The organism is Clostridium sp. OM02-18AC, from assembly GCF_003481825.1.
Classification (GTDB): Bacteria; Bacillota; Clostridia; order Lachnospirales; family Lachnospiraceae; genus Brotaphodocola.
Genome location: NZ_QULW01000020.1, coordinates 16,322 through 28,608 on the forward strand (window position 1 = coordinate 16,322; position 12,287 = coordinate 28,608).

General features: G+C 50.6%; 9 protein-coding genes. 1 reads left to right on the forward strand and 8 read right to left on the reverse strand.

Annotated elements, in window-relative coordinates:
• Nucleotides 1–238: 238 nt before the first annotated feature.
• From rny to recA, 3 genes are all read right to left on the reverse strand, one after another.
• Entirely contained in the window at nucleotides 239–1,783 is a 1,545-nt protein-coding gene (gene rny, locus DXB18_RS13370) for a ribonuclease Y (RefSeq protein ID WP_118541427.1), read from the reverse strand.
• Between the two features lie 114 nt (nucleotides 1,784–1,897).
• Complete coding sequence (locus DXB18_RS13375; protein ID WP_118708318.1) at nucleotides 1,898–2,464, reverse strand: regulatory protein RecX; 567 nt, start codon at nucleotides 2,462–2,464, stop codon at nucleotides 1,898–1,900.
• Between the two features lie 4 nt (nucleotides 2,465–2,468).
• Entirely contained in the window at nucleotides 2,469–3,566 is a 1,098-nt protein-coding gene (gene recA / locus DXB18_RS13380; RefSeq protein ID WP_118541423.1) for a recombinase RecA, read from the reverse strand.
• Nucleotides 3,567–4,269: 703 nt separating this feature from the next.
• Between recA and DXB18_RS13385 the strand changes: the two genes are divergently transcribed.
• Entirely contained in the window at nucleotides 4,270–5,151 is an 882-nt protein-coding gene (locus DXB18_RS13385; protein WP_118708320.1) for a S8 family peptidase, read from the forward strand.
• An 85-nt stretch (nucleotides 5,152–5,236) separates the two neighbouring features.
• Here the strand turns inward: DXB18_RS13385 and DXB18_RS13390 are convergent, their stop codons facing one another.
• From DXB18_RS13390 to leuB, 5 genes are all read right to left on the reverse strand, one after another.
• On the reverse strand, nucleotides 5,237–6,397 hold the full coding sequence (locus tag DXB18_RS13390; RefSeq protein WP_118708322.1) for a phosphoglycerate dehydrogenase: 1,161 nt from the start codon (nucleotides 6,395–6,397) through the stop codon (nucleotides 5,237–5,239).
• Nucleotides 6,394–7,479, reverse strand: coding sequence for a 3-phosphoserine/phosphohydroxythreonine transaminase (gene serC / locus DXB18_RS13395; RefSeq protein ID WP_118708324.1), 1,086 nt, complete (start codon nucleotides 7,477–7,479; stop codon nucleotides 6,394–6,396). The genes DXB18_RS13390 and serC overlap by 4 nt, the downstream gene beginning before the upstream one ends.
• A 56-nt stretch (nucleotides 7,480–7,535) precedes the next feature.
• Nucleotides 7,536–9,242 (reverse strand): biosynthetic-type acetolactate synthase large subunit, encoded by a 1,707-nt coding sequence (gene ilvB, locus DXB18_RS13400; RefSeq protein ID WP_118708326.1) that lies wholly within the window; start codon nucleotides 9,240–9,242, stop codon nucleotides 7,536–7,538.
• A 42-nt stretch (nucleotides 9,243–9,284) separates the two neighbouring features.
• On the reverse strand, nucleotides 9,285–10,946 hold the full coding sequence (ilvD, locus tag DXB18_RS13405) for a dihydroxy-acid dehydratase (RefSeq protein WP_118708328.1): 1,662 nt from the start codon (nucleotides 10,944–10,946) through the stop codon (nucleotides 9,285–9,287).
• A 163-nt stretch (nucleotides 10,947–11,109) separates the two neighbouring features.
• On the reverse strand, nucleotides 11,110–12,195 hold the full coding sequence (gene leuB, locus DXB18_RS13410; RefSeq protein WP_118708330.1) for a 3-isopropylmalate dehydrogenase: 1,086 nt from the start codon (nucleotides 12,193–12,195) through the stop codon (nucleotides 11,110–11,112).
• Between the last annotated feature and the right edge of the window lie 92 nt (nucleotides 12,196–12,287).

Below are 12,287 nucleotides of genomic sequence, written 5' to 3' on the forward strand. Positions count from 1 at the left end.
CCTTACTGTTTTGCAGCGTTTTCTATCGTATTTGTGAGTCACTGTTTTCTTCCAGACACAAATGGATTATTACAGTTTCACTCTATTACATCTTATTTCTAATGTCAAGCTGTCTGGCAGATTCGTAAGTTTTCTCATAAAAATGTAAGAAAAAAGACCGGCATTTTCCAATACCGGTCTTACTTTTCTGCTAAAGCTTTGTGTTGCTGCCCATTGCTGGTTTGTTGCTGGTTTGTTGTTACTTCGCGTAATCTGTTACACGTGATTCGCGGATCACATTAACCTTGATCTGACCCGGATATTCCAGCTCATCCTCGATGCGCTTGGAAATCTCACGTGCCATCAGAACCATGTCATCGTCACTTACCTGCTCCGGGATAACCATGATACGAACTTCACGACCAGCCTGGATTGCAAATGATTTTTCTACTCCCTTGAAGGAGTTGGTAATTTCTTCAAGCTGTTTTAATCTGTTGGTATATGTCTCCACAGTCTCTCTTCTTGCGCCAGGTCTTGCTGCGGAAATCGTATCTGCAGCCTGTACCAGACAAGGGATCAGACCCTGTGGTTCAACATCGCCATGATGGGACTCTACTGCATTGATGACAGTAGCAGACTCTTTGTACTTTCTGCAAAGATCTGCACCAAGCTGTACATGGGAGCCTTCCATCTCATGGTCGATGGATTTTCCAATGTCATGTAATAAACCAGCCCGTTTTGCCAGACGCACATCTGCTCCAACCTCTGCGGCAAGCAGACCTGCCAGCTGTGCAACTTCGATGGAATGCTTCAATGCATTCTGACCGTAGCTGGTTCTGAATTTCATCTTACCAAGCAGTTTGATCAGTTCCGGATGGATTCCATGAATGCCAACCTCAAGGGCTGCCGCCTCACCATCCTCGCGCATGTTCGCTTCTACTTCACGCTGCGCTTTTTCTACCATCTCTTCGATTCTTGCCGGATGGATACGTCCATCCACGATCAGACGTTCCAGGGCAATTCTTGCCACTTCACGCCGTACCGGATCAAATCCGGATAATACGACTGCCTCAGGGGTATCGTCGATGATAAGTTCCACACCAGTCATGGTCTCAAGGGTACGGATATTGCGACCCTCACGGCCAATGATGCGGCCTTTCATTTCGTCGTTCGGAAGCTGTACTACCGACACGGTAGTTTCCGCTACATGGTCTGCAGCACATCTCTGAATTGCAGTAACCACGTACTCCTTTGCCTTTTTGTCAGCCTCTTCTTTTGCCTTGTTCTCCAGATCTTTGATCATCTTGGCAGTGTCATGCTTGACCTCTGCCTCAACGGATCTGAGCAGATACTCTTTTGCCTGTTCGGAGGTTAAACCGGAAATTCGCTCCAGTTCCTGTATCCCTTTTTCGTACAGAGCCTCAACTTCGCTGTTACGCTTGTTTAAGGCTTCCTCACGGGATGCAAGTCCGGCTTCCCGCCGTTCCATGTTCTCTGCTTTTTTGTCTAAGTTCTCTTCTTTGCTCAGCACACGTCGTTCATAGCGCTGAAGTTCAGCTCTTCTTTCCTTTGTTTCTTTATCCAGCTCATTCTTAGTCTTTAAGGACTCTTCCTTCGCTTCCAGGAGAGCTTCTCGCTTCTTTGTCTCTGCCGTCTTTAACGCTTCATCTATTATTTCCCTGGCTTTTTCTTCCGCGGTTCCGATTTTGCTTTCGTAAGCACTTTTCCGGTGCGCGGTCGCAACTGCCCAGCTAATAGGCGCCACAACACACAGTGTAATTACAACTGCTATTATTGTTGACACAGGAGCACCTCCTTATTTAGTTTTCATTGTACACCAATACAACACTTCAATTTTAAACTGTTTTGTGCATTATGTCAATAACTCTGTGGAAGTTCTTCGCGTCGTTCCTGTTCCTTATTCTGCTTCTTCAGACATACGGTCCGTGACCCTGCGGATGGCTTCGCTGCTGAATCCACGGCGTCCCAAAGCTCCCATAAGTCTCCGGTAATCCGCCAACTCCATGCGCTTTCCCGGCTCATAACCTTTCTTTAAAAGAAGCTTTCTGATCTGACTTTCCTCGTCTACTTCTTCCTCCTGGAGGGTAAGGTCAATGATGTCCCGGGATACGCCCTTACGCTCCAAATCAGCTCGGATCTGGCGGCGGCTTTTCCTGGATGCGCAGGAGCGGATGTAACGCCCGGCATAGGCCTCATCGTCCAAATAACGGTACTCTTTTAAAAAGAGTACCGTCTCCTCGATTTCTTCCGGGTTGTATTCCCGTTCTTTTAACTTCTGGCGCAGTTCCCGCTCTGTGCGGTCACGAAATTCCAGAAGTGCGAGTGCGCACTCCCGGACTGTTTTCCCGGAACCGTTTGTGTTTCTGCTTTTCTTCTCCGGTTTCTCCTTTTTTCCATACTGCAGTTCTTCCGGATGCAGGTCCTGCACCTGCACAATTCCATTCTGTAAATTCCAGACTTTCATGGAATTACTCCGCGTCGGTCAGACCAGCACCATCGTTTTCTGCATTCTGTGCGTCCTGTGCTTCTTCTGCAGCTGCATTTGCAGCCAGTGCAGTTACGGTCTCATCTGCCGGAAGACCGTGTTTCTCACGGACCTTGCTCTCTACTTCAGCACAGACTGCCGGATGATTGCGCAGATACGTCTTGGCATTCTCACGTCCCTGACCGATCTTGGCACCGTCATATGCATACCATGCGCCGCTCTTTTCAATGATGTCGTCCTTCGCGGCAAGATCCAGAATGTCGCCTTCCTTGGAGATGCCCTGACCAAACATGATATCAAACTCTGCCTCTTTAAATGGCGGAGCGATCTTGTTCTTAACCACCTTCACACGGACATGGTTGCCGATCACCTCGCCGCCCTGTTTGATGGACTCTACGCGGCGCACATCCATGCGGACAGAGGAATAGAACTTCAGGGCACGGCCGCCTGTGGTGGTCTCCGGGTTTCCGAACATAACACCAACCTTCTCACGCAGCTGGTTAATGAAAATAACGCAGCAGTTGGATTTGCTGATGATACCAGTCAGCTTTCTGAGGGCCTGGGACATAAGACGTGCCTGCAGACCCACATGGGAATCACCCATCTCGCCGTCGATCTCGGCCTTCGGCACCAGGGCTGCAACAGAGTCCACAATGACAATGTCCACTGCACCGGAACGCACCATGGTCTCGGTGATCTCCAGTGCCTGCTCGCCGTTGTCCGGCTGGGAAATGTAAAGGTTGTCAATATCGACGCCGATGTTCTTTGCATAGACCGGGTCTAATGCATGCTCCGCATCGATGAAACCGGCAATGCCGCCGCGTTTCTGCACTTCTGCCACCATGTGAAGTGCTACGGTCGTTTTACCACTGGACTCTGGTCCGTAAATCTCGATGACACGCCCCTTCGGTACACCGCCAAGTCCCAGTGCGATGTCCAGACTGATGGAACCGGTTGGGACAGTCTCAATGTTCATGTTGGCGCCGGAATCACCCAGCTTCATGATAGAACCTTTTCCGTAAGACTTCTCGATCTGGGTAATGGCAGCATCCAGTGCCTTTAATTTATCGTCTTTATTCATGTTATAATCCTCCAACTATAGAACCACTGCATCCACAAAGCTTTTTGCCGTTGCGAACAGATGTTCTCTTCAATGTTATAATCATAGTATAAACCGGCTCAAATGTCAACCAGTTGTTGTCTTTTCATGTGGGAATTTAGGTTACTATTCACAGGCAGGGATTTTCTGAACTGAAAATCCCGTATGATACAGTTCTGGCAGCAGATTTTGCCGATTTGGAATGCGAAGCATCGGCAATTGTGGGAACCGTTCAGGGATAGGAATTGGGGAATTTTGAAATCTGGGAATCTAAAAATTCTGATTTTTCCGGACTGCTGACAAAAGCCGGATCATGGAATCCTGGTAACTGCAGACATACAGAATGCAAAGCAGTTACATGTTTTAGAAATACGGGCAATACTACCCATTTGGACTGCACTTTCACTATAGCATGCCCGAAAAACCTTGTCAAATAAAAAGAAACGGATAGAAGAAGAAAAAAGCCTGTGCCGTGATGGTTGCACAGGTTTTTCTTACATATCCGTTTCAAAAAAGTTTTAAGGAGTTCAGATGTTTATCTTTTTTCTGATTTTAGTATAACATATGCCTTACGAAAATGTTTGTATAATGTTTAAATAGATTATGAAGATATTCTTAAATCGACAGCCGCACCACTGCCTTATCACCGGAATATCCTAACAGTAAAAGAGCACTGAGGTTTTCCATGCGTACAGCCTCTCCTTTTTCCTCTGCACACATCCCGGACGGCCTTACCGGGCGCGGCATCGGCGTGGCTGTGCTGGACACCGGATGCTTCCCGCACGAGGATCTTAAGTCACGCATTGCTGCCTTTTTCGATATCGTACGCCGGCGAAAACTCCCTTACGACGATAACGGGCACGGCACCCATGTCTGCGGCATCATCGGCGGGAACGGAAAAGAAAGCGCCGGGCGTTTTTGCGGAATCGCCCCGGGCTGCCACCTGATTCCGGTGAAAGTACTGGACAAACGGGGCGGCGGCTATGTTTCCGACGTGCTTGCCGGACTTCATACCGTAATGCAGCAGCGGGAGCGCTACAACATCCGGATCGTCAACGTTTCGGTCGGTTCCTTTTCCGGCAGGAGCATGAGCGAAAACTCTGCCCTGGTCCGCGGCGTGGAGGAACTCTGGGACTCCGGTTTTGTCGTGGTGGTCGCCGCCGGCAATATGGGACCAAAAAGCGGCACCATCACTACGCCCGGCATCAGCCGCAAGGTCATCACGGTTGGCTGTTCTGACGATCACCAGGAAGTCAACGTTATGGGAAACCGCATGTCTGACTATTCCGGGAGAGGACCTACCCGCGCCTGCATCTGCAAACCGGATATTGTCGCCCCGGGTGCCGCCATCACCAGCTGCAGTCCCGGCGGCGGTTATGCCATAAAAAGCGGTACCAGCATGGCTACACCTTTTGTTTCCGGTGCCATTGCCCTTCTCCTGGAGCAGCATCCGGAGATGTCCAACCGGGACGTAAAACTTTTCCTCAGGGACCGGGCAGTCGACCTGGGACTTCCCAGAAACCAGCAAGGCTGGGGACTTCTTGATATCCCCAGCCTTCTTCGCTAATTTTCTGACGGGAAACAGGCAAACATCGCAAATGCGCTGTCCTCCCTGTCCCGGCAGTCTCTATGAAATTTTAGTGTTTTCTTCATCAGATCAGTCTGACTCTGCATACACCCTCAATGGCATTGAGCTTCTGGACCATGATGTCATCCGGTACATGTTCCAGATCCATCAGCGTGTAAGCAAATTTATCACGGCTCTTGTTGGTCATGTCGGAAATATTGATCTTTCCGGCAGCCAGCACTCCGGTGATCTGACCGATCATGTTCGGAATGTTTAAATGCAGCACAGCCAGACGGCAGGCAGTTTTCTTCACGCCCATGTCACACGCCGGATAGTTCACAGAATTGCGGATGTTGCCGTTTTCCAGATAATCCATGATTTCCTGAACTGCCATCTTCGCACAGTTATCCTCAGACTCCTCAGTGGAAGCGCCAAGATGCGGGATTACAATGGTGTTCTCCAGGTTCACAGACTTCGGATTGGCAAAATCGGTCACGTATTTTTTCACTTTGCCGGACTTTAAGCCTTCAGCCATGTCATCCTCGTTTACCAGAATGTCACGGGCGAAGTTTAAGATCACAACGCCGTCTTTCATCTGCTCAAACGCTGCCTTATTGATCATGCCCTTTGTGGAGTCCACAGCCGGAACATGCAGGGTGATGTAATCACACTCCTGGCAGATGGTATCGAGACTGGTGGTGTGTTTTACATCGCGGGACAGCCGCCATGCCGCATTGACGGAAATGTACGGATCATAGCCGTAAACTTCCATGCCCAGGGCGATCGCCGTGTTCGCAACCTCGGCACCAATCGCGCCAAGACCGACCACACCCAGCTTTTTGCCCTTGATCTCGCAGCCTGCAAAAGCCTTCTTTGCTTTCTCGGCAGACTTGGCAATGTTTGCATCTTCTTTGTTGGCCTTGCACCACTCAATGCCGCCGACGATATCACGGGATGCTAAAAACAGTCCTGCCAGCACCAGTTCTTTTACCCCGTTTGCATTGGCACCCGGGGTATTAAAGACCACGATGCCCTCCTGTGCACAGGCCTCTAACGGAATGTTGTTTACGCCTGCGCCTGCACGTGCAATGGCAAGCAGGGAATTGGAAAACTGCATTTCATGAAGGGATGCGCTACGGACCAGAATGCCCTCTGCCTCATTTACCTCGTTGGTCAGCTGATAGTCCTCAGTGAACTGGTCTGTGCCATATTTGGAAATGGCGTTGATGCAATGGATCTTTCTCATGCCTGATGCGCCTCCTCAAACTGTTTCATGAACTCTACCAGCTTCTCCACGCCTTCCATCGGCATGGCATTGTAGATGCTGGCACGCATGCCTCCTACGGTTCTGTGTCCCTTTAAGTTTACAAACCCTGCTGCGGTTGCTTCTTTTACAAATTCTGCATCCAGGTCCTTGTCGCCGGTCACGAACGGAACGTTCATTAAGGAACGGTCCTCTTTTGCAACGGTTCCATGGAACAGCTTGCTCTGATCCAGGAAATCGTAAAGGATCTTTGCCTTTTTCTCGTTATACTCTTTCATGGCTTCCAGGCCGCCGCGCTTCTTTAACCACTTAAATACCTTTCCGCAGATGTAGATGCCGTAGCATGGCGGGGTATTGTAAAGGGATTTTGCGTCTGCCTGCACCTTGTACTGGCAGATGGTCGGGGTTCCGGCAAGGACATCCTCCGTGATCAGATCCTCGCGGATGATCACGATCACAACGCCGGCCGGACCGACATTTTTCTGAGCACCGCCGTAAAGCAAGCCATACTTTGTCACATCTACCGGCTCAGAGAGGAAGCAGGAAGAGATATCAGCCACCAGCGTTTTTCCCTTTGTGTTCGGCAGGGTTTTGTATTTGGTGCCATAGATCGTGTTGTTCTCACAAATGTAAACATAGTCCGCATCGTCGTCGATCGGCAGGTCAGAGCAGTCCGGAATGTAGCTGAAGGTCTTGTCTTCACTTGATGCAACAGCCACTGCCTTTCCGTATTTCTGCGCTTCCTTGAATGCCTTCTTCGCCCACTGACCGGTGATGATATAATCGGCTACGCCGTTTTTCATCAGGTTCTGCGGAATGGCGGAGAACTGCAGATGGGCGCCTCCCTGCAAGAACAGTACTTTGTAGTTATCCGGAATGTTCATCAGATCCCGAAGGTCCTGTTCCGCTTCTTCGATGATGGTCTCAAAGGCTTTAGATCGATGGCTCATCTCCATCACTGACATTCCGGTGCCTCTGTAATCAAGCATTTCTTCTGCGGCTTCCTTCAGAACTTCCTCCGGTAATACGGCCGGTCCTGCTGAGAAATTGTAGACTCTTCCCATTGTTTCTTCCTCCTTCTTCATAAATTCGATTTTTCATAATTATATAATAACGACCTTTATTTGATTTTCAGGTCGGTATCATCGAACGCATCCTGGATCGGGGCTCCCGGGGATACCATCGGGTAAACCTTGTCATCGCAGTTGATCTGGCACTCGATCAGAACCGGTGCATTGAATGCGATGGCTTCTTCCAGAACCGGTTTTAAGTCTTCCTGTCTGGTCACACGGTATGCTTTTGCTCCCATGGCTTCAGCCAGCTTCACAAAATCTACTGCGTCATTTAATACGGTATGTGAATAGCGCTTTCCGTAGAACAGGTTCTGCCACTGACGCACCATTCCAAGTACATGGTTGTTTACCACAACCTGGATAACCGGGATGTTGTAGCGGGTCGCTGTTGCGATCTCATTCATGTTCATGCGGAAGCAGCCGTCTCCGGCAATGTTGAACACCGGGGTATCCGGATGTCCCATGTCGCCGCACGCCATCTTCGCTCCGATGGAAGCGCCAAGGCCGTAGCCCATGGTGCCAAGACCGCCGGATGTGAGAAAGGTTCTCGGCTTTCTGTATTTGTAGTACTGGGCAGCCCACATCTGGTGCTGGCCAACCTCGGTACAGATGATAGCATCGCCTTTGGTCAGCTCATCAATGGTCTCCATGATGAACGGACCGGTAAGCTGGTTCTTATCGTAACGCAGCGGATACATGTCTTTCATCCGCTCTACGTGCTGGATCCACTCCTCATGGTTCATCGGATCCAGACGGGCATTCAGCTTACGCAGGACAACCTTTAAATCGCCGATGATGCTGGCATTGGTATGGATGTTCTTGTTGATCTCAGCCGGGTCGATATCGATCTGGAGAATCTTCGCGTTCTTCGCGAACTTGGATGCATTTCCGGTCACACGGTCACTGAAACGGGCACCTGCCACGATCAGCAGATCGCACTCGCTGATGCCGAAGTTGGAAGTCTTGGTTCCATGCATACCTACCATGCCGGTGTAAAGCTCATCGGTTCCGTCAAATGCGCCCTTGCCCATCAGGGAATCAGCAACCGGTGCCTGGATCTTGTGAGCCAGCACCTTTAACTCATCCGATGCACCGGAAAGCACGGCGCCGCCGCCTACAAAGATAAACGGCTTCTTGCTGTTGCGGATCATCTCCAGCGCCGTCTCGATGTCTTCCTCACGGATGGTATCGGTCTGACGCTCGATCGGTGCCGGTTCCTGCGGCGTATACTCATACTCTGCCGCAGTCACATCTTTTGTGATATCGATGAGGACCGGACCTGGTCTTCCGCTCTGTGCAATGGTAAACGCACGGCGGACCGTGTCTGCCAGCTTCGTGATATCTTTTACAATGAAATTATATTTGGTGATCGGCATGGTCACACCGGTGATGTCGATCTCCTGGAAGCTGTCGCGGCCAAGCAGGCTCACGCCAACGTTACAGGTGATCGCAACTATCGGGATGGAATCCATGAATGCGGTCGCGATACCGGTTACCAGGTTGGTCGCGCCTGGACCGGAAGTAGCCAGACATACGCCGACTTTTCCGGTGGCTCTCGCGTAACCGTCTGCTGCATGGGATGCGCCCTGCTCGTGGGAGGTCAGGATGTGGGTGATCTCATCCTGATGCTTGTAAAGCGCATCGTAGATATTTAAAATGGCCCCTCCCGGATAACCGAACACGGTCTTTACACCCTGTTCTTTTAAACATTCGATCAGGATTTCTGATCCATTAAGTACTCTGGTCTCCGCCATGTGAAAACACTCCTTATCTGTCTCTGGTACGGGTTACATGAATTAGTTTCCTTTTAAGATAGCGCCCTTGTCTGCGCTGGTTACCAGTGCTGCATAACGCTTTAAGTAACCGGTCACCTCTTTGCTCTTCGGAGTCCAGTTTGCACGGCGTCTTGCCAGTTCTTCATCGGAAACCTTCATGTTGATGGTGTTTGCATTGATATCGATGGAAATGATATCGCCCTCTTCTACCAGACCGATCGGGCCGCCTGCTGCTGCCTCCGGGCTTACATGGCCGATAGAAGCGCCGCGGGAAGCACCGCTGAAACGTCCGTCCGTGATCAGGGCTACGGTAGAGCCAAGGCCCATACCAACGATAGCGGAGGTCGGGTTTAACATCTCTCTCATACCCGGACCGCCCTTCGGTCCCTCATAACGGATGACAACAACATCGCCTGCCACGATCTTGCCGCCTTTGATCGCTGCGATCGCATCGTCCTCACAGTCAAATACACGTGCAGGACCCTCATGGACCAGCATCTCCGGTGCAACTGCGGAACGTTTTACCACGCAGGAATCCGGTGCCAGGTTACCGCGAAGCACTGCGATACCGCCGGTCTTGGAATATGGGTTGTCTACCGGACGGATGATCTCCGGATTCTTGTTGACGCAGTCTTTGATGTTCTCGCCAACCGTCTTACCGGTTACCGTCATACAGTCCAGATTTAAGAGTCCTAACTTGCTGATCTCGTTCATAACGGCGTAGATGCCGCCTGCCTCATTTAAGTCTTCCATATAGGTATGTCCGGCCGGTGCCAGGTGGCACAGGTTCGGGGTCTTTGCGCTGATCTCATTTGCGATGTCTACGTTTAATTCAACGCCTGCCTCATGCGCAATCGCCGGCAGATGCAGCATGCTGTTGGTGCTGCAGCCCAGAGCCATATCCATGGTCAGGGCATTGCGGAAAGCTGCCTCGGTCATGATGTCTCTCGGGCGGATATTCTTCTTTAACATATCCATAACAGCCATACCTGCATGCTTTGCAAGGACCAGACGCTCGGAATAAACAGCCGGAATGGTGCCGTTGCCCTTTAAGCCCATACCAAGAACCTCAGTCAGGCAGTTCATGCTGTTTGCCGTGTACATACCGGAACAGGAACCACAGGTCGGGCAAACCTTACACTCGAATTCTTTGACATCGTCCTCAGTCATAAGACCTGCTGCGTAGGATCCGACTGCCTCGAACATGCTGGAGAGGCTGCGTTTCTCGCCTTTTACGTGACCGGCTAACATCGGACCGCCACTGACGAACACGGTAGGGATGTTTAAGCGAGCTGCTGCCATCAAAAGTCCCGGTACGTTCTTATCGCAGTTCGGTACCATGACCAGTGCATCAAACTGATGTGCCAATGCCATACACTCGGTGGAATCAGCGATCAGGTCACGGGTTACCAGGGAATATTTCATTCCGACATGTCCCATGGCAATACCATCGCAGACTGCAATGGCCGGGAATACGATCGGGGTACCGCCTGCCATGGCTACACCCTGTTTTACGGCTTCCACGATCTTGTCCAGGTGCATATGACCCGGCACGATCTCATTGTAAGAGCTTACAATACCGATTAACGGGCGCTCCATCTCTTCATCGGTTAATCCCAGTGCGCGGAACAGGGAGCGTGCCGGGGCCTGCTGCATTCCTGCTTTTGCATTATCACTTCTCATATTCTGACTCCTCCTCATGTGCGTGCCGGCATCTGCAGGCGCAGATACCGGTATGTGATTTCTATTCATTTCAGTTTTCTATTGTAGCAATTCTATACAAAATTCTGTTTTCCTGTCCGGATGCCGGACAAACATGCGTGAACCGTAACGTTTCTCGGACTGGTTAGTGGATGCGTGCCGCGATCAGGTCGCCCATCTCGATGGTTCCGACTTTTTTGCAGCCCTCGCTGTAAATGTCGCCGGTGCGGTAACCGTCGGTCAGTACCTGCTGCACAGCTGCCTCGATCGCATCGGCTTCTTTATCCATATCGAAAGAATAACGAAGCATCATCGCTGCGGAAAGAATGGTTGCGATCGGGTTTGCCAGGTCTTTGCCTGCGATATCCGGTGCGGAACCGTGGCTCGGCTCATACATACCGAACTTGGTCTCATTTAAGCTTGCAGAAGACAGCATACCGATGGAACCTGTGATCATGCTGGCCTCATCCGAAAGGATGTCGCCAAACATATTCTCCGTCAGGACCACATCGAACTGAGCCGGGTTCATAACAAGCTGCATAGCACAGTTATCGACCAGCATATGCTCCAGCTTTACTTCCGGGTAATCCTTGGCAACTTCCTCGACTACCTTTCTCCAGAGTCTGGAAGAATCCAGCACGTTTGCCTTATCCACGCTGATGACGTGTTTTCTTCTCTTCATGGCGATGTCAAATGCCTTGATGGCAATCCGGCGGATCTCGTTTTCGTTGTAGGTCAGGGTATCGGTTGCCTGCATCACACCGTTTACTTCCTCAGTATGACGCTCACCGAAATACAGACCACCGGTCAGTTCACGGACGATGATCATGTCAAAACCGTCGCCGATGTTCTCTTTCTTTAACGGGCATGCATCTGCCAGCTCATTGTAAAGGTAAGCCGGACGCAGATTCGCAAATAACTTAAGGCCTTTGCGGATCGCAAGCAGCCCCGCCTCAGGTCTTAAGTTCGGTGCCACGTCGTACCATTTTGAATTTCCTACATTGCCGCCCACAGCGCCAAGTAAAACTGCATCGCTCTTCTTTGCGGCCTCCAGTGCCTCATCGGTTAACGGAACTCCGTATTCGTCGATGGAGCAGCCGCCCATCAGGATTTTTGTGTACTGGAAAGTATGTCCGTATACCTCGCCAACTTTATCAAGGACCTTGCACGCTTCGCGTACAATCTCCGGTCCGATTCCATCTCCAGGGATCGTTACGATATTACAATTCATGGTGTCTTACCTCTTTCTGATCCATTCCCTTTTTCTTAATCGGTGGTATTTTCGTTCCTGTTCAAAGCTTTTCATTTCTCAGGCAATGATCC

Excerpts from the sequence above, each read along its gene's own strand:
- DXB18_RS13390 (WP_118708322.1), bottom strand. The coding sequence starts at position 6,397 with ATGAGAAAGATCCATTGCATCAACGCCATTTCCAAATATGGCACAGAC.
- ilvD (WP_118708328.1), bottom strand. The coding sequence starts at position 10,946 with ATGAGAAGTGATAATGCAAAAGCAGGAATGCAGCAGGCCCCGGCACGC.
- serC (WP_118708324.1), bottom strand. The coding sequence starts at position 7,479 with ATGGGAAGAGTCTACAATTTCTCAGCAGGACCGGCCGTATTACCGGAG.
- leuB (WP_118708330.1), bottom strand. The coding sequence starts at position 12,195 with ATGAATTGTAATATCGTAACGATCCCTGGAGATGGAATCGGACCGGAG.
- DXB18_RS13375 (WP_118708318.1), bottom strand. The coding sequence starts at position 2,464 with ATGAAAGTCTGGAATTTACAGAATGGAATTGTGCAGGTGCAGGACCTG.
- recA (WP_118541423.1), bottom strand. The coding sequence starts at position 3,566 with ATGAATAAAGACGATAAATTAAAGGCACTGGATGCTGCCATTACCCAG.
- DXB18_RS13385 (WP_118708320.1), top strand. The coding sequence starts at position 4,270 with ATGCGTACAGCCTCTCCTTTTTCCTCTGCACACATCCCGGACGGCCTT.
- ilvB (WP_118708326.1), bottom strand. The coding sequence starts at position 9,242 with ATGGCGGAGACCAGAGTACTTAATGGATCAGAAATCCTGATCGAATGT.